Annotated in this window: 18 protein-coding genes and 1 pseudogene; 5 read left to right on the top strand and 14 right to left on the bottom strand. The window is 68.5% G+C overall.

The features are described 5' to 3' along the window. Positions 1-7: 7 nt before the first annotated feature. A complete protein-coding gene (locus UCD39_RS20310) occupies positions 8-469 on the top strand; it encodes a PD-(D/E)XK nuclease family protein (protein WP_330497614.1) in 462 nt (153 codons plus the stop codon). A 16-nt stretch (positions 470-485) separates the two neighbouring features. On the opposite strand, the gene UCD39_RS20305 is transcribed toward UCD39_RS20310, so the two are convergent. Further along, positions 486-1,877 carry a hypothetical protein gene (locus UCD39_RS20305; protein ID WP_330497613.1) on the bottom strand — a complete coding sequence of 464 codons (1,392 nt, stop codon included), beginning with the start codon at positions 1,875-1,877 and terminating at the stop codon, positions 486-488. Next, on the bottom strand, positions 1,874-2,986 hold the full coding sequence (locus UCD39_RS20300; protein ID WP_145735310.1) for a hypothetical protein: 1,113 nt from the start codon (positions 2,984-2,986) through the stop codon (positions 1,874-1,876). The genes UCD39_RS20305 and UCD39_RS20300 overlap by 4 nt, the downstream gene beginning before the upstream one ends. A 573-nt stretch (positions 2,987-3,559) precedes the next feature. Between UCD39_RS20300 and trxA the strand changes: the two genes are divergently transcribed. Both trxA and UCD39_RS20290 read left to right on the top strand, forming a co-directional pair. Then, positions 3,560-3,874: a thioredoxin TrxA gene (trxA, locus tag UCD39_RS20295; protein ID WP_420872617.1), complete on the top strand. Its 315-nt coding sequence runs from the start codon at positions 3,560-3,562 to the stop codon at positions 3,872-3,874. 229 nt (positions 3,875-4,103) lie between these two features. Further along, the gene (locus tag UCD39_RS20290) at positions 4,104-6,449 is read left to right on the top strand and encodes a TonB-dependent receptor (protein ID WP_330497612.1); all 2,346 of its coding nucleotides are present in this window, start codon (positions 4,104-4,106) and stop codon (positions 6,447-6,449) included. 28 nt (positions 6,450-6,477) lie between these two features. Here UCD39_RS20290 and UCD39_RS20285 read toward each other — a convergent pair whose 3' ends face one another. The 6 genes from UCD39_RS20285 to UCD39_RS20260 all read right to left on the bottom strand — a co-directional run bounded on the left by UCD39_RS20285 (position 6,478) and on the right by UCD39_RS20260 (position 13,553). Then, positions 6,478-7,764, bottom strand: a complete 1,287-nt coding sequence (locus tag UCD39_RS20285; protein WP_330497611.1) for a bifunctional folylpolyglutamate synthase/dihydrofolate synthase — start codon at positions 7,762-7,764, stop codon at positions 6,478-6,480. Positions 7,765-7,803: 39 nt separating this feature from the next. After that, positions 7,804-8,721 (bottom strand): acetyl-CoA carboxylase, carboxyltransferase subunit beta, encoded by a 918-nt coding sequence (accD, locus tag UCD39_RS20280; protein ID WP_330497610.1) that lies wholly within the window; start codon positions 8,719-8,721, stop codon positions 7,804-7,806. Positions 8,722-8,829: 108 nt separating this feature from the next. Beyond that, entirely contained in the window at positions 8,830-9,666 is an 837-nt protein-coding gene (gene trpA, locus UCD39_RS20275; protein WP_330497609.1) for a tryptophan synthase subunit alpha, read from the bottom strand. Further along, positions 9,663-10,871, bottom strand: a complete 1,209-nt coding sequence (gene trpB / locus UCD39_RS20270) for a tryptophan synthase subunit beta (RefSeq protein ID WP_330497608.1) — start codon at positions 10,869-10,871, stop codon at positions 9,663-9,665. The genes trpA and trpB overlap by 4 nt, the downstream gene beginning before the upstream one ends. A 173-nt stretch (positions 10,872-11,044) precedes the next feature. Continuing rightward, positions 11,045-12,838: a stimulus-sensing domain-containing protein gene (locus tag UCD39_RS20265; protein ID WP_330497607.1), complete on the bottom strand. Its 1,794-nt coding sequence runs from the start codon at positions 12,836-12,838 to the stop codon at positions 11,045-11,047. A gap of 10 nt (positions 12,839-12,848) precedes the next feature. Then, positions 12,849-13,553 (bottom strand): response regulator transcription factor, encoded by a 705-nt coding sequence (locus tag UCD39_RS20260; protein ID WP_330497606.1) that lies wholly within the window; start codon positions 13,551-13,553, stop codon positions 12,849-12,851. 194 nt (positions 13,554-13,747) lie between these two features. Here UCD39_RS20260 and UCD39_RS20255 point away from each other — a divergent pair, with 194 nt between their 5' ends. Continuing rightward, positions 13,748-14,329 (top strand): pyridoxamine 5'-phosphate oxidase family protein, encoded by a 582-nt coding sequence (locus UCD39_RS20255; protein WP_330498495.1) that lies wholly within the window; start codon positions 13,748-13,750, stop codon positions 14,327-14,329. Between the two features lie 79 nt (positions 14,330-14,408). Here the strand turns inward: UCD39_RS20255 and UCD39_RS20250 are convergent, their stop codons facing one another. Further along, the gene (locus UCD39_RS20250) at positions 14,409-15,008 is read right to left on the bottom strand and encodes an NAD(P)H-binding protein (RefSeq protein ID WP_330497605.1); all 600 of its coding nucleotides are present in this window, start codon (positions 15,006-15,008) and stop codon (positions 14,409-14,411) included. 214 nt (positions 15,009-15,222) lie between these two features. Here UCD39_RS20250 and UCD39_RS20245 point away from each other — a divergent pair, with 214 nt between their 5' ends. Further along, entirely contained in the window at positions 15,223-15,663 is a 441-nt protein-coding gene (locus UCD39_RS20245; RefSeq protein WP_330497604.1) for a hypothetical protein, read from the top strand. Between the two features lie 101 nt (positions 15,664-15,764). Here the strand turns inward: UCD39_RS20245 and irrA are convergent, their stop codons facing one another. The 5 genes and pseudogenes from irrA to UCD39_RS20220 form a co-directional block, all read right to left on the bottom strand. Beyond that, a complete protein-coding gene (gene irrA, locus UCD39_RS20240) occupies positions 15,765-16,208 on the bottom strand; it encodes an iron response transcriptional regulator IrrA (RefSeq protein ID WP_145735301.1) in 444 nt (147 codons plus the stop codon). Positions 16,209-16,405: 197 nt separating this feature from the next. Next, positions 16,406-17,803, bottom strand: a complete 1,398-nt coding sequence (locus UCD39_RS20235) for an NAD(P)H-dependent flavin oxidoreductase (RefSeq protein ID WP_330497603.1) — start codon at positions 17,801-17,803, stop codon at positions 16,406-16,408. 213 nt (positions 17,804-18,016) lie between these two features. Beyond that, positions 18,017-18,672 (bottom strand): annotated as a pseudogene (locus UCD39_RS20230) (glycerophosphodiester phosphodiesterase family protein). A 92-nt stretch (positions 18,673-18,764) separates the two neighbouring features. Beyond that, the gene (locus UCD39_RS20225) at positions 18,765-19,355 is read right to left on the bottom strand and encodes a L,D-transpeptidase family protein (RefSeq protein ID WP_330497602.1); all 591 of its coding nucleotides are present in this window, start codon (positions 19,353-19,355) and stop codon (positions 18,765-18,767) included. Between the two features lie 69 nt (positions 19,356-19,424). Then, positions 19,425-21,191, bottom strand: coding sequence for a hypothetical protein (locus UCD39_RS20220; protein ID WP_330497601.1), 1,767 nt, complete (start codon positions 21,189-21,191; stop codon positions 19,425-19,427). Positions 21,192-21,268 lie beyond the last annotated feature (77 nt).

The raw sequence follows: 21,268 nt of genomic DNA, 5'->3' as shown, positions 1-21,268 counted from the left end.
CAGGCTGTTGCAGTTGCTGCCCGAGATGCCGGTGGCGGAGCGATCCGCCGCCGCCCGCCGCTGGCTGGCCCGGCCGGCCCATGGGTTGGATGAGGCGGCGCGGGAGGAGATTCGGGCGGAAACCCTGCGGGTGCTGGACCATCCGGACTTCGCCGACCTGTTCGGCCCCGGCAGCCGCGCGGAGGTGCCCATGGTGGGAACGGTGGGCACCCGCCCCCTGGCGGCCCAGATCGACCGGCTGGTGGTGACGGAAACCGAGGTCAAGATCGTCGACTTCAAGACCAACCGCCCGCCGCCCCGGACGGCGGAGGAGATACCCGGCCTCTACGTCTCGCAGATGGCCGCCTACCGGCACGCCCTGCGGCGCATCTACCCCGGCCTGGCCATCCGCTGCCTGCTGCTGTGGACCGACGGCCCCTTCATCACCGAGGTCGATCCCGGCCGCATGGATGCCGTGGCGCTAACCTGACCCCACGGGAAAACGATCAGCCCAGGCGGCGGCTCCAGTCCCGGTACATCCGCTCCGCCTCGTCCGACCCGGACAGGATTTCCACCAGGCGCAGGTTGTTGAACATCTGGCGGCGCACCTCGGGATCGCCCCGGGCGCCGGGGGCGGGCATCATGCGGTCGGTCTGCCGGTCGATCTCCCGCCGGATCTCCGTGATCTTGGCGGCGACCTCGCGCTGGATGCCCAAGGGGCCGGCCAGCTTGGCGGACCGCTTCAGCGCCAGGGCCGCGATCTCGGCCCGCCTCATGTCGTCCGGCGGGGTGGCGATGCCGGTGCGGGCGGCGTACATCAACCCGGCCAGGGTCTTTTCCACATCCCCCAGCACGGTGCTCAGCACGAACTCGCCGATCTCGCTGCGGGCGGCGGCCACGCGGTCAGCGGTCTTCTTGTCGCGCAGGACGGCGACGCTGTCGTTGACCGAGGTGAGGCCATCGGTCAGCCGTTCCGCCACGGCGGCCAGCGCCCCCAGCCGGTGCGCCGGGTCCGTCGCCGCGGCACCGGCGGCACCCGAACCCGGCACCGCTTCGTGCGCCTTGGCCATGCTGCCGGTCTGGCGCAGCAGGTTGCCGACCACCACGCCCGACAGGTCGCGCGTCAGGGCGTCGCGCTCCACCTGGCTGTTGCCGGTGACCCGCATGTCGGTCAGCATTTTCAGCACCACGCCGGGCCGCAGCATGCGGGCCGTCAGCACCAGCAGCACCGGCGCCGAGGCCTGCGGCTTTTCCGCCCCGCCCAGCTGGGCCATGACAGTCTTGATGGCCTCGACATGGCTTTCCGCCAAGTCGCCGATGGGGCGTTCCGGCAGCCGCTGCTTCAGGTCCTCGATGACGGAGCCCAACAGCAACACGTCGCGCAGCGTCTGGATTTGGCGCAGGACGTCGTCGTCACGGCCGAAATTGTCGACCATGAAGCGCAGGTTGCTGTCCGCCTCGTGGGCGATGGCGGCCAGCGCCTGGGCACCGGCCTCCCACAAGGGGGCGCCCACCCGCGCCATGACGCGCGGGTCGCGGGGATCGGCCTTCAGGATGTCCTGGGCCACGCCATCGACCAGGCGGGATTCCAGACGCGCGCGCACCAGCTTCCAGCAGGTGGGCAAGGTGCCGCGCGAAACGCGTTGCAGACGGCGAGTGTAGACGGCGGGATCGTCGAACAGATCCTCCGCCGGCCGGAAGAACAGGCGCGACACGGTCGGCCGCCGGGGCGGGCGCAGTTGCGTCAGGCGGGGTCGCATGGCGTCGAAGGCGCCGGCGATGCCGGGCTTGTCCCCCAGCTGTTCCAGCAGGGCATAGATTTGCAGGAACTTCGCGTCGCTGAGCCGGGTGGCGTCGCGCGCCAGGGTCTGCCACTGGGCGATGGCGGCATCGGTCATGACAGCGTCGCCTTCAGGGCTTCGATCCGCATCACCGCGGGCATGTCCAAGGCGCCGGTGCGCCAGTCCTCGCCCATGCGCAGCCAGCGCGTCTGTATCTTGCTCAAGGCCTCCAGCTCATAGGCCGACGGCTCCTTGCCGCCCTCACCCACGGGCACCAGGGGGGCCAGGCGGAACAGTTCGCCCATGGTCGACTGCTGCGTTTCCAGCGGACGGTCGGACACGCTGTCCCACAGGCGGATGAGGAAGGGCCACCCATCCATGAGCCAGCCGATTCGGGCCACCTCCTCCGCCACAGTGGCGCGCAGGGCCCGGAAATCGCCGGCGATGGCCCCCAGGTCGCGGCAGCGGGCGTCCAGCCGCGCCAGCCGGTCGCGCGACATGTCCAGCGCCGCCTTGGCCGTATCCGCCACGAACACGGCCAGCTGCGACACCTCGGAGAAATCGGTGGTGGACCAGCGCAGCAGGCTGGCGCGCGTGCGCTCCAGCTCCCCCACCGCCATGCGCAGGCGGCCCAGCTGCTGGCATTGCGGCAGGCCGACGGGAGCGATCAGGGCGGTGAAGGTTTCCACCCGCTGCACCATCTCCTCCGCCGGCATGGTGGCGCGCTGCGCCAACTGTCCCAGGGCGGCGCGCATCAGGCGGCGGCTTTCCGTGCCGGTCATGCCGGTGGCCAGCAGGTCGCCCGCGTCCAGGCGGGCCAGCTTCAGAAGTTCCGTGACCAGGGTGAACTGGGTCAGCGCCTGGTAGCCGGTGTCCAGGGCCAGGGTCTTTTCCGCCGCCAGCGAGGCGTCACCCCCGGCGACGCCCGTGGCCTGCACGGCCAGCACCGCCTGGCGTACCGTTTCGGGCGAATACTGGCGGAGGTCCAGCAGGGCGTCGTGCAGCAGGCGGTCGTGCAGGGTGACGGTCATGACCGCCGGCAGGGACCGCCAGGGCATGATGTACATGCCTCTGCCACCGTTGAAGCTGGGCAACAGGAACTCCAACTCACCCTGGCGGTTGGGGCGCATGCGGGCCTGGCTCAGCATAGGCGTGGTGAAGGGGACGGATATCCCCCGCTCGCCAAACGTACCCGGCGATGTGTCCAAAGTTTTCGGTTGGCTCATCCCAGAAACCGCCGCCCCCGCTGTCCCTAAGGCCGCCGCTTCCCAATTAGGGGGAAGTGGGCTTAGCCTCTCCTATCCAAAGGAAATATTCCAGATAAATGATCAATTGTGACAGGCCGCTCCGGGGCGCCGACGATACCCCTGCACAAACTTGTAAGCAAATACCGGGCCATTTACTGGAACGGCCAGGCACCTCCTTTTGTACGGCGTACAAACGTAGCGCCACCTCAAAAAGGCCGCAGGGCCGGCAAAACATTTCAACGCGCCTTGCCCTGCCCGTCGGATCAGCTTTCGACCGGCACGGAATCTCCCTGGGCTCGGCTGAATCCGGGCAGGCACATTCGTCTGCCGTGGCCACCGGGCGGGGGAAGAATTTGCCGCTTTTCAAGGGGCGCTGACCACCGCCCTGATCCCCGTTTGGCCCCGCCTTGACCATACCCGCCCCGGCCCCCTACATTTAGCGGTGAAAAGGGCGCGGACCCCCGCGCACCTACCCTTACTAGGTAGGGCCACCCTAGGTACCCCCGAGCGACGGGAGCCCTAGCAGCCAAGGATAGCGTTATGAGCGAGAATATGGTGAAGGTGACGGACAGCAGCTTCGACGCCGACGTGAAGCAGGCCTCGGGCCCCGTGCTGGTCGATTTCTGGGCAACCTGGTGCGGCCCGTGCAAGATGATCGCCCCGTCCCTGGAGGCCATCGCCGATGAGCTGAACGGCCAGTTGACCGTGGCCAAGCTGGACATCGATGACAACCCCCTGACCCCCGGCAAATACGGTGTGCGCGGCGTGCCGACCCTGATGCTGTTCAAGGACGGCGAAGTGGTCGCCACCAAGGTCGGTGCCTTGCCGAAGCAGGCCCTGACCGACTGGGTCAAGTCCAACCTGTGACCCTGTCCGGTCCGCCCCAAGGGACCACAAGGCATCGCGTGTGAGAAGAAGGCGGGCATCCCCGGGGCGCCCGCCTTTCTCTTTGCCCCCAATCTCGGGGGCCCAGATCTCGGTGACCCAAATCTCGGGGGCCAAACGAAGCCCGAGATGCATCACGGGCACTCCATGCGAATGATATTGATTCTTAATTGTAGTGCGGTTAGGGTCCCCCAAAAAGAGGGGGACAAAAATGCGAGCCAAAACAAGCTATTCCTACATTCTTCTGGCCATGACCGCGCTGTCCTGGTCACCCTTGGGCGCTGCCCTGGCCGCGGGGGCCGACGACGCCGCCTCCCGGGCGGCTCCGGCGGCAGCGTCGGGGGTGGAAGCCGGCAGCGAGGGGTTGGACGACATCATCGTCACGGGTGAAAAGACCAACCGCACCCTGAAGGAGACGACGGCCAGCGTGGCCGTCACCACGGCGGCGCGCATCGCGCAGGAAAACATCCAGACCATCCAGGACATCTACGACCGCACGGCCAACCTTTCGCAAACCTACGGCGCCTCGGGCTTCACCATACGCGGTATCGGCAATACCGGCGTGTCCAACGCCGGCAACGCCGACGCCGCCACCGTCTATGTCGACGGCGCGCCCATCCCCAGCGCCGCCCTGTTCGGTGGACCGACCGGGATGTGGGACGTGTCGCAGGTGGAGATCCTGCGCGGGCCGCAATCCACCCTGCAGGGACTGAACGCCATGGCGGGCGCCGTGGTCATCACCACCCGCGACCCGTCGCTGGACCACTGGACGGGCGACGCCCGCGTGCAGTGGACGGACCAGCAGGAGCGCACCTTTTCCGCCGCCGCCGGCGGCCCGCTGGTGACCGATGAACTGGGCCTGCGCGTTTCGGCGGAGCGGCGCGTCAACGACGGCATCATCAAGAACGTCGTGCTGGACGACCATGAGGACGCGCTGCGCAGCCTGAACCTGCGCGGCAAGCTGAAATGGACGCCCAAGGCCCTGCCCGACCTGACGGCGGTGCTGAGCTATGACCGGGCGCGGCGCGACGGCGGTTATCTCTACCAATATGTCCGCACCGACGTGCCCGACTATTACGACCACCGCACCTCGTTCTCCAACCGGCCCAACATCGGCAAGGTGGACACGGACATCGCCACCCTGAACCTGTCCTACCGCCTGAGCGACACGCTGACCCTGACCAACGTCGCCTCCTGGAACCGGCTGAAGCAGGACGCCAGCCAGGACAGCGACGGCACGCCCCAGGATCTGCAGGTGGTGGACAACAAGACCAAGGCCACGACCTATACCGAGGAATTGCGCCTGAACTATCAGGATGAGCGGTTCAGCGGCCTGCTGGGGGGCTGGTACTACAACCGCGACCTGACGGTCGACGCCGACAGCCACGTCACCGTCACCACGCCGCTGACGACCATCACCAACCTGCTGCGCAGCGGCGGCTTCCCCGCCGCCACGGCCAGCGCCATCAGCGCCGCCTACGGCAAGGTGCTGCCCGAGATCCCGGTGGCCTATACGTCGCACCAGCCGCAGCAGGTGGAAACGGCGGCCCTATTCGGTGACGGCCGCTATCGCCTGACCGACCAGCTGTCGCTGTTGGCCGGCTTCCGCTACGACCATGAACAGAATCGGTATGGCGCCGGCACCGTCACCCAGTTCACCGGCACCTATCCCGACCCCGCCGCCTTCGGCGCCGCCGGCACGCCGCTGAACCTGGCCATCCAGGCCATCAACCGGGGGGTTGCCGGCATCGTCAGCCAGGCATCCTCAGCCGCCGCGTCCAACCAGCGCACCTTCGACGCCTTCCTGCCCAAGGCGGGCGTTTCCATGGACTGGACGCCCGATCTGGTGACGGCCTTCACGGTGCAGCGCGGTTATCGTTCCGGCGGGTCCAGCCAGAACGCCGCCCACGCCACCCTGGTGCCCTACGACCCGGAATACAGCTGGAACTATGAGGGCTCCGTCCGGTCCACCTGGCTGGGCGGGTCGCTGGCGGTGAACGCCAACGCCTTCTACACGGACTGGAGCGACCAGCAGGTCACCGCCCGTTTCAGCGACAACGTCTACGACTACAACACCGTCAACGCCGGCAAGTCGCACCTCTACGGCTTTGAGCTGGAAACCACGCACAAGATCAGCCCGGTGGTGGACTGGTACGCCTCCCTCGGCTATCTGCGCACCAAGTTCGATGAACTGCACATTCCCAACGGGGGCAGCGCCACCGTGGACCTGACGGGATCACAATTCCCCTACGCCCCGCATTGGACGGTGGCGGGCGGGGTGAACCTGCATTTCGGCGAAGGCTTCGTCGCCAACCTGAATGCCAACTGGCGCGACGCCGTGTTCACCGTGATCGGCACCAACCAGAGCCAATCCCGCGTGGACGCCCGCACCATCGTCAACACCCGCGTGGGTTATGATGCTGGGCTGTGGGGGGCGTACCTGTTCGTGAACAACCTCACGGACGAGCATTACGCGGATTACCTGTTGACCTCCCAGAACCGCGCCATCATCGGCGCCCCGCGCACCATCGGCGGCTCGGTGGAGGTTCACTGGTGAGGGCGGAGCCCCGTCCGCCGGCACCTGTTCAGCCGTTGTCGGCCAGGATGCAGCCCGCGAGGTAGAGCGAGCCGCAGATCAGGGTGCGGGGCGCCGCACCCTGCCGGGCCAGCCAGGCGATCGCGTCCGCCGGGCTGGCGGCCTCGGTCACCTCGGGGATGCCGACCGCGCGGGCGGCCTCGGCAATGTCGGCGGCGGGGCGGGTCGCGTCCTCGCCCGGGATGGATATCGCCACCAGGCGGCGGACATGGGGGGTGATGGGCCGCAGGAAGTCCGCCGGCACCTTGCTGGTGATCATGCCCACCACCAGATCCAACGCGTCGCCAGTTCCGGTCCAGCGCCCAGCCTGCACGCCCAACACCTCGCCCGCCGAGTCGTTGTGACCGCCGTCCAGCCAGAGCTGCGTGCCGGGCAGCAGGTCGGCCAGGGGGCCGCGCGTCAGGCGCTGCAGGCGGCCGGGCCATTCCACCGTGGCCAGGCCGGTGACGATGTCGGAATCCCGCACCGTCAGGGGCAGGTGATGCAAGGCGGCGATGGCGGTGCCGGCGTTGCCGATCTGGTGGGCGCCCAGCAGGCCGGGCATGGGCAAGTCCAGCGAGCGGCCATAGCCTTCGAACCGGAACCCGATATCGCTGGGCAGCGCCGACCAGTCCGCCCCGGCGACGGACAGCGGCACGCCCAGGGCGGCGGCGCGGTCACGGAAGACGGACAGGGGCACGTCCGGCGCCTGCGGGCCCACCACGGCGGGGCAACCAGCCTTGAAGATGCCGGCCTTTTCGCCCGCGATGGCCGCCAGCGTGTCGCCCAGGAACTGTGTGTGGTCGAAGGAGATGCGGGTGACGACGGCGACCGCCGGCCGGTCCACCACGTTGGTGGCGTCCAGCCGCCCGCCCAGGCCGGTTTCCAGCAGCAGCACGTCGGCCGGCACCTCGGAATAGGCCAGGAAGGCGGCGCAGGTGATGATTTCGAAGATGGTGATGGGGTCGCCCTGGTTGGCGGCCTCACACCGCTCCAGCAGGGTCACCAGGGCGGCGTCATCCACCAGGCCGCCGGCCAGGCGCACCCGCTCATTGAAGCGGACCAGATGGGGGCTGGTGTAGACGTGCACCCGATGGCCCGCCGCCTCCAGCATGGCGCGCAGGAAGGCGATGGTGCTGCCCTTGCCATTGGTGCCGGCGACATGGACGACGGGGGGCAGGCGGTCCTGGGGCCGGCCCAGCCGGGCCAGCAACCGCTTCACCCGGTCCAGCGACAGGTCGATGACCTTGGGATGCAGCTGACCCAGCCGGGCCAGCACCTGGTCCAGATCCGCCACGGGCGCGTCCCCCCTCTCAAACGTCCCTGGTTGCCTGTCTTAGCGGCCGTTCACCGGCACCGGGCGCGGGCGCGACGGTTCGGTGGGGATGCGCACCACATCGGCGCCGGGGCCGGGGCTGCGCAGCAGGTCGATGACGCGGGCCAGCATGCCCTTCATCTCACGCCGGTGCACCACCATGTCCACCATGCCGTGTTCCAGCAGGTACTCCGACCGCTGGAAGCCTTCCGGCAGGGTTTCGCGGATGGTGCTTTCGATGACGCGGGCGCCGGCGAAGCCGATCTGCGCGCCCGGTTCGGCGATGTGGATGTCGCCCAGCATGGCGAAGCTGGCCGTGACGCCGCCGGTTGTCGGGTCGGTCAGGATGACGAGGAAGGGCAGGCCCGCCTCCTTCACCATCTCGGCGGCGATGATGGTCCGGGGCATCTGCATCAGCGACAGGATGCCTTCCTGCATGCGGGCGCCACCCGAGGCCGGGACGACGATCAGCGGCGCCTGCTGCAACACGGCCAGCTTGGCCGCGGCCAACAGGCCCTCGCCCACCGCCATGCCCATGGAACCGCCCATGAAGGTGAAGTCGAAGGCGGCGACCACGGCCGCGTGGCCATCGATGCGGCCATGGGCCACGACGATGGCGTCGGGGCGGCCCGTCTTGGACTGCGCGTCCTTCAGGCGGTCGGTGTAGCGCTTCTGGTCACGGAACTTCAGCGGGTCCACCACCGGCTTGGGCAGCTCGATGGTCTGGAAGCCGGGGTCCAGGGTCATGCGCAGGCGCTGCAGCGGATCCAGGCGCATGTGGAAGCCACAGTGCTGGCAGACGTGCAGGTTCTCTTCCAAATCGCGGTGGAAGATCATGGCGCCGCAGGACGGGCACTTGTGCCACAGATTGTCCGGCACCTCTTTCTTGGACACCAGGGCCCGGATCTTGGGACGGACGAAGTTCGTGAGCCAGTTCATGTGCATAACCTTGGAAAGACAGTCGCCGTGCCAGGGCCGGCGCTGACAAACACCAAAGGGGCGGCACCCGAAGGCGCGCCCCCGATAGGCGAAAGTCGATCTTGTAGCCTATTTCCGCGCGCCGCGCACCCCGGCCGCCAACTCAGCCACGAAACCCAGCACATCGGCCACCAGGCCGGGCTTGGCCTTGGCGTCGGCGTCCAGGTTGGCCTCCAGCCGGCGGACGATGGCGCTGCCCACCACGGCGGCATCCGCCACCCGGGCCACGTCAGCCGCCCCCTCAGGCGTGGTGATGCCGAAGCCCACGGCCACCGGCAGGTCGGTGCCCGTCCGCAGATGGGCCACGGCGGTGGCGATGGCGTCGCTGGTGGCGGAGCCCGCCCCGGTGATGCCGGCGATGGAAACGTAGTAGATGAAGCCGCTGGTGTTGGCCAACACGGCCGGCAGGCGGGCCTTGTCCGTGGTCGGCGTGGCCAGGCGGATGAAGTTGACCCCCGCGGCGTGGGCGGGCAGGCACAGCTCCCCATCCTCTTCCGGCGGCAGGTCGACGACGATCAGGCCATCCACCCCAGCCGATTTGGCATCCGCCAGGAAGCGTTCAACACCATAGGCGTAGATGGGGTTGTAATAGCCCATGAGGATGATGGGCGTGTCCGCGTCGCCCGCCCGGAAGGCGCGCACCAGGTCCAGCGTGCGCGACATGCGGGCGCCGGCGGCCAGCGCCCGCAGGGTGGACGCCTGGATGGCCGGGCCGTCCGCCATGGGATCGGTGAAGGGCATGCCCAGCTCGATCAGGTCGGCGCCGGCACCCGGCAGCCCCTTCAGCAGATCCAGGCAGGTGTCGTGGTCCGGATCGCCGGCGGTGATGAAGGCGACCAGGCCGGCGCGGCCCTCCGCCTTCAGCGCGGCGAAGCGGCGATCAATGCGAGAAGATACGGTGCTCACAGGCTGACCCCCAGTTCGCGGGCGACGGTGAAGATGTCCTTGTCGCCCCGGCCGCTGAGGTTCACGACCATCAGGTGATCCTTGGGCAGGGTGGGGGCGCGGCGGATGACCTCGGCCACGGCATGGGCCGATTCCAGGGCCGGGATGATGCCTTCCACCTTCGACAGGCGCTGGAAGGCGTCCAGCGCCTCCGTGTCCGTGGCGCTGACATAGGTCACGCGGCCCACGTCATGCAGCCAGGAATGCTCCGGCCCGATGCCGGGATAGTCCAGGCCGGCGGAGATGGAGTGCCCCTCCACGATCTGCCCGTCCTCATCCTGCAGCAGGTAGGTGCGGTTGCCGTGCAGCACGCCGGGGCGGCCGCCGGTCAGCGAGGCGGCATGCGCGCCCGTGGCGATGCCGTGGCCCGCCGCCTCCACCGCCACCATGGCGACGTCGGCGTCGTCCAGGAAGGGGTGGAACAGGCCCAGGGCGTTGGAGCCGCCGCCGATGCAAGCCACCAGCGTGTCGGGCAGGCGACCTTCCATGGCCACCATCTGCTCGCGCACCTCATGGCCGATGATGGACTGGAAGTCGCGCACCAGGGCCGGATAGGGGTGCGGGCCGGCGGTGGTGCCGATGATGTAGAAGGTGTCGCCGACGTTGGTGACCCAGTCGCGCAGCGCCTCGTTCATCGCGTCCTTCAGGGTGCGCGAGCCGGAGACGACGGGCTTCACCTCCGCCCCCAGCAGCTTCATACGGAAGACGTTGGGCTGCTGCCGGGCGATGTCGACCTCGCCCATGTAGATGGTGCAGGGCAGGCCGAACAGGGCGCAGACGGTGGCCGTGGCCACACCGTGCTGGCCGGCGCCCGTTTCGGCGATGATGCGGGTCTTGCCCATGCGCTTGGCCAGCAGGATCTGGCCGATGCAGTTGTTGATCTTGTGCGCACCGGTGTGGTTCAGCTCTTCGCGCTTCAGGTAGATCTTGGCGCCGCCCAACTCATTGGTCAGGCGCTCGGCGAAGTACAGCTTGCTGGGGCGGCCGACATACTGGCTCAGGTAATAGCCCATTTCGGCCTTGAAGGCCGGGTCGTCCTTGGCGGCGGTGTACGCCTTTTCCAGGTCAAGGATCAGGGGCATCAGGGTTTCGGCGACGAAGCGCCCCCCGTAGATGCCGAAATGGCCGTGCTCGTCTGGACCGGCGCGGTAGGTGTTCAAGCTCATGGGGCGGCGCTCTCATGTCAGCTGGGCTCACCCTGGTTGGACCCAAGGGCAAGTAGGCCGCCGACGATACCGGCCCTGACGGCGATTTCAAGACCGCCGGCGCCGCCGGGCCAAAATGCCGGCCATGCGCGCCGGCCCGTGATCCAGCAACTTAATTACGCGTATGGATTATCTCAGCCCCGCGGCAGTTGCACCGTGAACACCGCGCCCAGCACCTTGCCGGTAGCGTCGGTGCGGTTGGCGGCGAAGATGCGGCCGTTGTGCGCCTCCACGATCTGCTTGGAGATGGAGAGGCCCAGCCCCGAGTGGGTGCCGAACTTCTCGCCCGCCGGCCGCTCGGTATAAAAGCGGTCGAAGATGGCCTCGGTCTTGCCGGCGGGGATGCCGGGGCCGTCGTCGGTGCAGGTGATCTCCACCCGGTCGCCCACCACCTTGGCCGCCAGCACCACCTTGCCCCCGGGCGGGGAGAAGGACAGGGCGTTGGAGATCAGGTTCTGAAACACCTGGGTCAGGCGTCCCTCGATGCCCGGGACCACCAGGTTGCGGTTGGCCGGCGGCAGGTCCACCGCCACCGTCGGCGGCGGCGGGGTGTCGTCGTCCTCATCCTCGTCGCGGGCGCCCAACGTGTTGTCGTGGATGTCCTTGAACATGGTCAGCATGCGCCGCAGGTCGACGGAGTTGGCCTCCGCCCGGCTCAGTTCCGCATCCAGGCGGCTGGCGTTGGAGATGTCGCTGATCAGGCGGTCCAGGCGGCCCACGTCGTCGGCGATGATGCCCAACAGCTTGCGCAGCCGCGTCTCATCCTTCACCAGCTGCACCGTCTCCACAGCACTGCGCATGGAGGTCAGGGGGTTCTTGATCTCATGCGCCACGTCGGCGGCGAAGCGCTCGATGGCGTCCATGCGGTCCCACAGGGCCGAGGTCATGGCGCGCAGCGATTGCGACAGGTCGCCGATCTCGTCATGCCGGCCGGAGAAATCGGGCAGTACCGCCTGGCGGCCATGGCCGTAGCGCACGTCGTCCGCCGCCGCCGCCAGGCGGCGGATGGGACGCACGATGGTGCTGGCGAGATAGATCGACATGAGGACCGTCAGCACGATGACCCCGCCGAACACCTTCAGGATGTTCACCCGGAACTCGCGCACCTCGGTATCGATCTCCGACCCGCTACGGCTGATCAGCACCGCGCCCAGCACCTGCTTGTAGCGCTGGATGGGCACGGCCACGGTCAGCACCATGTCCTGCTTGCCGGCGTCGCCGGCCACGCGCCAGACATGGGTGGAGGACTCGCCGTTCAGGGCCTTCTGCACATCGGGGAAATGCGTGCCGTCGGTGGCCCGCCCCTCGGGATAGACCGGCAGATGGTCGCGGGTGGGCAGGGCGCGGACGATGGCGTTGTAGAGATCGATGCCCAGCTGCGTCAGCTGGTTGCCATCCGGCAACGGCGGCAGTTCCTCGATCTGCACGCGCGTGCCCTTGGCCAGGCTCAGCACGCGGCTGTCGGCCTGCAGCTTGCCCTTGGTGTCGTACAGGCGGAAACGCCGGTCGGTGGTGTCGCCCAGGCGGCGCACCACCTGGCTGGCCATGGTCCACGACAAGGTGCCGGAGGGTTCGTTGAATTCATCGGTGCTGGGCTCCATGGCGCTTTCGCCCAGGGCGCCAGCGAAGATGCTGGCTTCGGTGGTCAGGACATCCAACTGGCGCTGCACCAGCCAGTCCTGATAGCGCTCCAGGTACAGCAGGCCCGACAGCAGCAGGGCCAGGGCCAGCAGGTTGACGGTCAGGATGTGACGCGTCAGGGGCGAGATGACGCCGTACGACCGGCGGCGGCGGGGCCGCACGACCGCCTTGCCCTCGCCCTCCCCTTCGGCCTTGGCGCCGCGGCGCACGGGGGCGTTCCCCATGTCCTGCGCCGCCGGGGCCCCGCCCGCGGGAACCGCGCGCCGTGCCAGCATGTCCTTGAGCATCTACCTTGCCTCAGGCGTCGCGGTACTTGTAGCCCACGCCGTACAGGGTTTCGATCTGGGCGAAGTCCTGGTCGGCCACCTTGAACTTCTTGCGCAGGCGCTTCACGTGGCTGTCGATGGTGCGATCGTCGACATAGATGTGTTCGCCATAGGCGGCGTCCATCAGCTGGTCCCGGCTTTTCACGTGGCCGGGGCGCTGCGCCAGCGCCTTGACCAGCAGGAATTCGGTCACCGTCAGGTCGATCTCCTGCCCCTTCCAGGTGCAGGAGTGGCGGGCGTTGTCCAGCACCAGCTCGCCCCGCACCATGACGGAACCCGGTTCCACCGTCCCCTTGCCGCCGCTGGCGTTCAACACCTCGCGCCGCAGGAGGGCCTTGATGCGTTCGATCAGCAGGCGCTGGGAGAAGGGCTTCTTGATGTAGTCGTCGGCGCCCATGCGCAGGCCCTGCAACTCATCGATCTCATCATCCTTGGAGGTGAGGAAGATGACGGGCATGGCCGAGTTCTGGCGGATGCGCTGCAGCAGCTCCATCCCATCCATGCGCGGCATCTTGATATCCAGGACGGCCAAGTCCACCGGCCGGGAGCTGAGCGCGCGGTGGGCCTCATCCCCGTCGGTGTAGGTGCGCACCTCGTACCCCTCCGCCTCCAGCGCGATGGAGACGGAAGTCAGGATGTTGCGGTCATCGTCAACCAGCGCGATGGTCTGAACCACGGAGTTTACCCCTCTTCTCTCACTTGCCCCGGCCGCCATCCGGCAACATGCCGGAGGACAGCCCCAGTTCACCAGATTGGCCCGCACTATGGCATGATTACGGCGCAGTATGCAGCCGCCCCTGCCACTTGCGAAATAGTCCGCAAGGGACCGGCCCCTGATCCAAAGAAATGGGTGGAGGAACGCTGGTGACAATGCCCCCCGATACATCCCCCGGCCGCGATGCCCCGGCGGAGGCCACGCCGTCCGCCGACCGGCCCCCGGACGCCCTGGCGGCAGCGCGCGAGACGGCGCGGAGGCTGCTGGCCAGACGGCCCCAAGCCACGCTGGCCACGCTGGTGGCACCGTCGGGGATGGCGCCATCGGGCCAGGAAGCGGGGGGTGGCGACGCGGCGCCGATGGGCGGCTGGCCCTACCCCTCGCTGGTGATGGTGGCGCTGGACGATGTCGGCCGGCCCTTGCTGCTGCTGTCGGAACTGGCGCTGCACACCCGCAACCTGCGCCAGGATGGCCGCGCCGCCCTGCTGTTCGAGGACACATCCGGGTTGGAGAACCCGCTGACCGGTCCGCGCCTGTCGGTCATGGGGCGTATCGCCCCCCTGGCCGGCGCCGAGGCGGAGGCGGCGCGCGCCGCCTACCTGGACCGTCACCCCTCGGCCGCCCTCTATGCCGATTTCCCCGATTTCCGTTTCTGGCGCATGGACATCACCCAGGCCCACCTGGTCGCGGGCTTCGGCCGCATCCACTGGCTGACGGCGGCCGATCTCAGGGCGTGACCCTAAAGCCCGGCCAGCGACCGGATGGCGCTGTACTCATGGGTGCGCACGCCGCCGATGGCGGGCTGGCTGGCGGTGGTCACCAGGGCGGCGGCCACCACGGTGGCGGGGATAGGGCGGTACTTTTCCAGCCGCCCCCCAGGAAGGGGCCGACCAGGGGCGCCAGCGCCTGGAGCAGGCGCTCCATCGGCCGGTCCTGCCGGCGCTTGCCCAGCAGCAGCGAGGGCCGCAGGAAATGGCGGGAGGTGAAGCCCAGGGTGGCCACGTAATCCTCCATCATGCCCTTGGTCTTGAGGTAGAGATGGCGGGAGGTCGAGTCGGCATCGACGGAGGAGACTCCGCCGAAGAAGGTGGCGCCGGTGCGGCGCGCGGCCTTGGCCACCGCCACCACGTATTTAAGATCGACATCCTGGAAGGCGGCGTCGCTGCCGGCCTCCTTGCGCGTCGTGCCCAGGGCGCACAACACGGCGTCCACCCGCACCTCCGGCGGCAGGTCGCCCAGGGTGGCGAAGTCCACCACCAGCTCACGCAGCTTGGGATGGGTCATGCCGGTGGGCTTGCGCACAAGGCTGACCACCTGCGCCACCTTAGGCGCCTTTAACAGCAGGTTCAGGGTGTGGCCGCCCACCAAGCCCGTGCCCCCCGCCAGCAAAACCCGCAAACCCGCCGCCGTGTCCATACCCAGACGTCTCCAAAAAACGCGAAATCGCGGGACCTTACCACGAGACGCGGGCGTTAAGGAAACAGGCGGCGGCCTGGGTATTGCACCGCGAGATCGGTTTTATTTCGCAATTGCGAAAGGCCTCACGCCGTCTGTTCGAGATGCCCAAATGGGTAGTGGCGGAATTCGAAAACTGGGCGCATCATTCATGTAATAAAATAGGGAGGCTGTTATGAAAAAGGACACTCAGATCCTTCAGGACGTGCCTGCTTTCAACGCCATCACCCTTGGCTTGGTTTTCGGCATGTCCGAACTGGCCGTGTATGGCGCCGCCCAGCTCTTGCTGCCCAGCCTCGATCTGAAGATGGACATCGCCATCCTCGCCTGGGGCGCCAGCCTGATGGTACTGGGGCCCACCCTGGGCCTGGCGGCCATCTACGGCCTGCATCAGGTGACCGCCAAGGGCGGGCCGGGCAAACCATCGGGCCACAGCCTGGCGCCCGTGCCGCCGGGCAAGCCCGGTTCGGATGACACCAAACCCAACTGGTTCCCCTCCAACTGGTTCCCCTACGACCCCGACAGTATCGGCATGTTCGATACGGAAAGCCCCTATCCCCCCGTGACCGCGCCCACGGGCACTCCGGCGGCCAGGCCGCTTGAGACCATCAGGTAGGCGCCCGTCGATCTGAACAAGAAGAAGGCCGGCCCCATGGGGACCGGCCTTCTTTCATTCGGTGATATTAGCGACAGCGATGCCGGCCACAGGCTGGCGGCTCAGCCTCCGGCGCTGAGGCGGATGATGACGTCCACGCGGGCCACGCGGGTGCCGGCCGGCGCCTCCGGCAGGCCGCTGACCTCCAGGGCATGGCCCGGAATGTCCAGCAGATGACCGCTGCCCTCGACGAAGAAATGGTGATGGTCCGAGACGTTGGTGTCGAAGTAGGACCGTCCCGCCTCCACCACCACCTCGCGCAGCAGGCCAGCTTCGGTGAACTGGTGCAGGGTGTTGTAGACCGTGGCCAGCGACACGCGCATGTCGGCGGTCGACGCCTGGCCATGCAGCTGTTCCGCCGTCACATGGCGGTCCCGGCCGTCGAACAGCAGCTTGGCCAGCGCCACGCGCTGGCGGGTGGGTCGCAGACCAGCGCGCGCCAGACGGTCGGTCGCCTGGATGCCGGGGTCCTCAGCGGGGGTGGGGGCGTGGATCAGGTCGGTCATGGTCTGCATATGGGCAAGGGTACGGACCGGAAAAGCCCCGATCCCCTAGGATTTCCGCTATTCAGCCATGAAATTTGGAATGAATCCAGATTTAAAGGCGCTGACCTGGACTGCGCCTGGGGAAAAGGTTGCGGGTGCCCACCGTTCAGCCGGCGGCACGAGATATCCCCCGTGCCGCCGAAGCCGCGATCCGCAACTCAGTACCCCGTCGCGATCCGCTCCACCAACTGCTTCACCGTCGGCACGAAGCCGTTCTGGTACCAGGGGTCGCTGGCGAAGCGGTAGGCGTTGTGGCCGGCGAACATCAGCTGGTGCTCCACATCTTCGGAGTGGCTGATGTTCTGCAGGGTCTTCTGGATGCAGAAGGACCGGGGGTCGGCGCGACGGCCGGTCGTGCCTTCCTCGTTCTGCGCCCAGTTGGAGAAGTTGCAGGCCGACAGGCAGCCCATGCAATCGATCTGGTCCTGGCGGATGACCGCCGCCTGGGCGGGGTCGACAAAGATCAGGGTGGTGTCCGGGGTTTTCAGGGCGACGCTGTTGCCAGTGGCCACCCAGCCCTGCGCCCGCTCGCGGTCATGCTCCGTGAGGTAAACCGGCCGCCCGCGCGGGCCCACCATGAATTCGGCGGTGAGGTCGCCCACTGGCTCCACCGAATAGGCCACCTGGCGCTCGGCCCGGCCCTTCAGCTCCTCCAGGAAGGGGTTGCTGACGGCGGAGGAGTAGAAGCCCGTGGGGGAGAAGTGGTTCAGGTAAACGTCGCCCTTCTTCAGGGTCAGCAGACGCTGCTTCCACGCGTCGGAAATGGGGCTTTCCTGGGTCAGCAGCGGCCGGGTGCCGAACTGGAAGGCGATGGGCCCGATCTCGGGATTGTCCAGCCAGTCTTCCCATTCCGACAGCCACCAGACGCCGCCCGCCATGATGATGGGCGTCTCGTTCAGGCCGAAGCTGTTCATCATCTCGCGCAGGGCCTTCACGCGCGGATAGGGGTCCTCCGGCTTCAGCGGGTCTTCGCTGTTGGACAGGCCGTTGTGGCCGCCGGCCAGCCACGGGTCCTCATAGACCACGCCGCCCAGGAAGTCGCGGAACTTGTTGTACGCGCGCAGCCACAGGGCGCGGAAGGCGCGGGCGGACGAGACGATGGGGTAGTAATGGACGCCGTGCTTCACCGCAATCTCGGCCACGCGATAGGGCATACCGGCGCCGCAGGTAATGCCGTGGATCAGGCCCTGGGCCCCCTCCAGCACGCCGTGCAGGATCTGCTCGGCCGCCGCCATTTCCCACAGGACGTTCATGTGGACGCGGCCTTCGCCGCCGGCCGTCTCATGCGCCACGCGGGCCTGGTAGATGCCGCCGCGGATGGAATGACGGATCAGTTCCTCATGCCGTTCCCGGCGGGTCTTGCCGTGATAGATCTGCGGAATCAGGGCGCCGTTCTCGTCATAGGCGTCAGCGTTGACGCCGGAGAAGGTCCCCACGCCGCCGGCCGACGCCCACGCGCCGGAGCTTTCGCCGTTGGACACGGAAATGCCTTTGCCGCCTTCGACGACGGGCAGCACTTCCTTACCGGACATCACCAAGGGCCGCAGCGCCTTCAACTCACGTCTCCTGCAAACCAGGCCGTTCAACCATGTCCGCGGGCACGCGGACGACGGTTCGGCCCCCAATACATATAGGGTCGCGGCGGGCGGCCGCTAACATGACGCAGGCTGGATATAGGAAAACCGGGTCGGACGAAAGGCCTCTCGTCCTGTTTACGCGGACCGCGACCGGTGTTTTGCCCCACATCCGTCCGCATCCCCTTGACCTGTTCAGCCCGCGATGCCGGCCAAGCCGCTGGGCGTGTCGGTGAATACCGACGATACCCCCCAGCCCAGCACCTCCCGCGCCATGGGCACCGTGTTGACCGTGTAGGCCAGCACCGGCCGCCCGGTGGACTTATACTCCCGAATGCTGGCGGCGTCCTCCCTGCGGGCGTTCACATTGATGGTACTGACGTTCAGCGCCTCCACCCGCTGGCGCCAGTTGGGCGGCCGCCGGTCGATGAGGTAGCCCAGGGGCCAGCGCGGCACCACCTGGCGCGCCATGTCCAGCGACGCGTCGGCGAAGGAGGACACCAGGGGCGGCGGCCTGTCGTCCGGCCACAGGGAATAGGCCAGCGTCAGGGCGACGCCGGCCGTCTCCTCCTCCCGCCCCGGACAAGGCTTGATCTCCAGGTTGATACCCAGGTTCAGGGCCAGAACCAGCTGAATGACCTCCACCAGCGTCGGCACCTTCTCCCCCGGAAGGCGGGCGAGAACCAGGAGCCGGCATCGAGGGCGCGCAGGGCGTCCAGCGTCATGTCCTTGGCCGGCCCCGTGCCATCCGTGGTGCGGTCCAGCGTGTCGTCATGCATCAGCACCGGCACCAAGTCGGCCGTCAGCTTGACATCCACCTCCACCCACTTGGCCCCCTGGGCCGCCGCCATGCGGATGCCGGCCAGCGTGTTCTCCGGCGCGTGTCGGGCGGCACCCCGGTGGCCGATCAGGCGGGGCAAAGGCCCCAAGGGCAGGATATCGCTCATGGTGTGTCCTGGGGTGGGAGGGTGGCAGGCAAGGTCCCCGGGGACGGGACGCACAGCCGGTCGCCGGGCCGGCAGTGGGACAGCAGCCGGCGCAGATCCTCCGCCTCCAGGGCGGTACAGCCGGCGGTTGCCGCGCGGTCGGGCCGCGTCAGGTGCATGAAGATGGCGCTGCCCAGGCCGGGCACGGGCGGGTCGTCGTTATGCCCCAGCACGACGACGATGTCGTAGACGTGGTCGTCCCGCCACATCACCTCATGGCTGGCGGGGAATGGCAGCGTCACCGGGCGGTTGTAGGCCGCGTGCCCGGGATCGTCGCACCAGCCGTCCGTTGGCGCGATGGCCGCCAGCGGCAGGGCCGTCACGGGCGCCGGGGTACGGTCGGGGCGGTAAAGCACGCGGCGCAGCGGGAAGCAGCCCACGGGCGTGCCCCCGTCCCCTTCGCGCTTGTCGGCGATGACCCCACCCCGGCCGATGACGCACGCGGCCTCCTGGATGCGCCCCTGCGGGTCGAGCCAGCGCAAGCGATGGCGCCCACCGGAACCGGCGGACGCGGGGTGGGGGGAATTGGGGATCAGATGAATGTCCATCCCCCTTCTATAGCCCGGACACCGGGGCGATGGGACCCCCCGATCACTCGGCAGCGCCGACCGGCCCCGTTAGTGGGCGGCGCCCTGGGCGTCCTTCATCGCCTGGTACTTGGCCAGGTTGGCCATCATGATATCGGCGATGAACTGCTTGGGCAGCGGGGGCGGGCCGCCGCTGGCGCTGCTGATGATCGCGGCGCCGGTCTGGGGCGCCGCTTGACCGCTGGCAACCCCGGCCGGCGGGGCGGCGCTGGCCGACAGCGTGCCCCCGGACGGGGCAGGCTGGGATATGGCCGGCTGTGTGGCGGTGGGCTGGGTGCCCGTGGGTTGAGGGCCGCTGGGCTGGGCGCCGGTAGGCGGGGTGGTGCCGTTGACGCTGGCCGACGCGGCGGTCGCCTGGGCCAACAGGGTGGCGGTATCCTGGCCCATGGCGTTGTTGTAGGCCTGGATGGCCTGCGGCACCGGCGTGGTGCGCTGGGCCGGTGCCGGCTGCGCGGCGCCGCCGTCCATCACCTGGATCATGGCGGGATGGGACGCGGCGGCCAGGGCGGCGGAAGATTGGGCCGCCTGGACCGCTTGGGACTGGACCGCTTGGGACTGGGCGGCGTTGGCCTGGACGGCGCCGGTCTGCAGCACGGTGGGCCCGGCGGTGGCCGACTTGATGTTCTGGATATAGCTGGGCGCGACCAGGGTGCGGCCGGTGGGGGCGCCGGCGCCGGCGCCCGCCATGGCGCGGTAATTGGCCAGGGTCAGGCCATGGGCCTGCTTCTGCCCCAGATGGGCCCCGGCGTCGGATGCGGCGGCGGGCTTGGCCATGGCGGCGGCCTGGGCCGGCATCAGTTGCGGCGCCGCCCCCATGGGCATGGACTGGGTGCCGACGCCGATGTTGGCGGCGGCGTTGGCGGACTGCGCCAAGGCCTGGGTGGCGTTGGTGACCTGGGTCGCCTGCTGCGCCAGGGCCTGGGTGGGGTTCGCGCCGGGCGCGGCAACAGCCATGGCGGGCACCGCCGCCAGGTTGGGAAAGGCCTGGCCCTGGGCGTTGCCCGCAGCGTTCAAGCCCGGCGATTTGAGGGTGGAGGCCGGCGTGGCCAGGCCCGGCACGGCACCAGTGGGAACGGCACCGGTAGGAACGGCACCCGTGGGGCCAGCATCGGCGGGAATGGAACTGGTGCGGACCATCTGCCCCGGAGCGGGCGCGGCGGCGGTCTCGTTCGCCTGGGGCGCCAACACCAGGGACTCGACCTTGGCCACGGGCGCGCGGCCGGCGGTCGGGGCCTCGTCGGGCTGCTCCTGTCCCCCCTGGCGCCCCTTGCCGCCGCCCCGTTCGTCATCCGGGTCCAGCGTGACCGTGCCGACCTTGTGATGGTGGCCCAAGCCCAGGGCGTCCATGACGTGGCCGCCCACGTCCTCGCCCGTCTCTTCCTCGATGATGGCGTCGCCGGTGGCCAGCGCCATGCCGATGGGGCCGCCATACAGCAGGCCGCCCAGGATCTTGGCCGGGGCCTTGATGGTGTCGCCCGTGATCTCACGGTAGATCGTGCTGATGACGGGGATGTGCTGCAGGGGGTTGATGACGTCCACGACGTCCCAGAAGGACAGGTGGTTGTCCTTGTGCGCGGCCGCGACCTGGGCCTGGACGGCCGCCGTCCCTTGGCCGGGTAGGCCGCCGGCCTTCACCGCGCTGTCCTGGGCCACCTGCTGGTCCAGCTGATTCTGGAAGTCCTCTGGCACCCCCGCCAGGCCGGTGCCGCCTTGCCCGGTCGCGGACGTACCGATACCACCCGCCAGGGCGGGATCGGGGTAAGTCGGCGACAGGGCGGACTGGACGCTGGGGGTCATGGGGCTTTCTCCTGCACCCACACCCTTAAGCAAGCGATATGCCAGCCAAAAATATAAGGATTTTCAATCTACTGGCT

Origin of the sequence: Nitrospirillum karajorum (assembly GCF_036348415.1) — a bacterium.
GTDB lineage: Bacteria > Pseudomonadota > Alphaproteobacteria > Azospirillales > Azospirillaceae > Nitrospirillum > Nitrospirillum amazonense_B.
The sequence above is the reverse complement of the archived record's forward strand: the minus strand, read 5'-3'. Positions and strand labels throughout refer to the sequence as shown.

Excerpts from the sequence above, each read along its gene's own strand:
- UCD39_RS20305 (WP_330497613.1), bottom strand. The coding sequence starts at position 1,877 with ATGACCGATGCCGCCATCGCCCAGTGGCAGACCCTGGCGCGCGACGCC.
- UCD39_RS20300 (WP_145735310.1), bottom strand. The coding sequence starts at position 2,986 with ATGAGCCAACCGAAAACTTTGGACACATCGCCGGGTACGTTTGGCGAG.
- trxA (WP_420872617.1), top strand. The coding sequence starts at position 3,560 with ATGGTGAAGGTGACGGACAGCAGCTTCGACGCCGACGTGAAGCAGGCC.
- UCD39_RS20290 (WP_330497612.1), top strand. The coding sequence starts at position 4,104 with ATGCGAGCCAAAACAAGCTATTCCTACATTCTTCTGGCCATGACCGCG.
- accD (WP_330497610.1), bottom strand. The coding sequence starts at position 8,721 with ATGAACTGGCTCACGAACTTCGTCCGTCCCAAGATCCGGGCCCTGGTG.
- trpB (WP_330497608.1), bottom strand. The coding sequence starts at position 10,871 with ATGAGCTTGAACACCTACCGCGCCGGTCCAGACGAGCACGGCCATTTC.
- UCD39_RS20265 (WP_330497607.1), bottom strand. The coding sequence starts at position 12,838 with ATGCTCAAGGACATGCTGGCACGGCGCGCGGTTCCCGCGGGCGGGGCC.
- UCD39_RS20255 (WP_330498495.1), top strand. The coding sequence starts at position 13,748 with ATGCCCCCCGATACATCCCCCGGCCGCGATGCCCCGGCGGAGGCCACG.
- UCD39_RS20250 (WP_330497605.1), bottom strand. The coding sequence starts at position 15,008 with ATGGACACGGCGGCGGGTTTGCGGGTTTTGCTGGCGGGGGGCACGGGC.
- UCD39_RS20245 (WP_330497604.1), top strand. The coding sequence starts at position 15,223 with ATGAAAAAGGACACTCAGATCCTTCAGGACGTGCCTGCTTTCAACGCC.
- irrA (WP_145735301.1), bottom strand. The coding sequence starts at position 16,208 with ATGACCGACCTGATCCACGCCCCCACCCCCGCTGAGGACCCCGGCATC.
- UCD39_RS20225 (WP_330497602.1), bottom strand. The coding sequence starts at position 19,355 with ATGGACATTCATCTGATCCCCAATTCCCCCCACCCCGCGTCCGCCGGT.
- UCD39_RS20220 (WP_330497601.1), bottom strand. The coding sequence starts at position 21,191 with ATGACCCCCAGCGTCCAGTCCGCCCTGTCGCCGACTTACCCCGATCCC.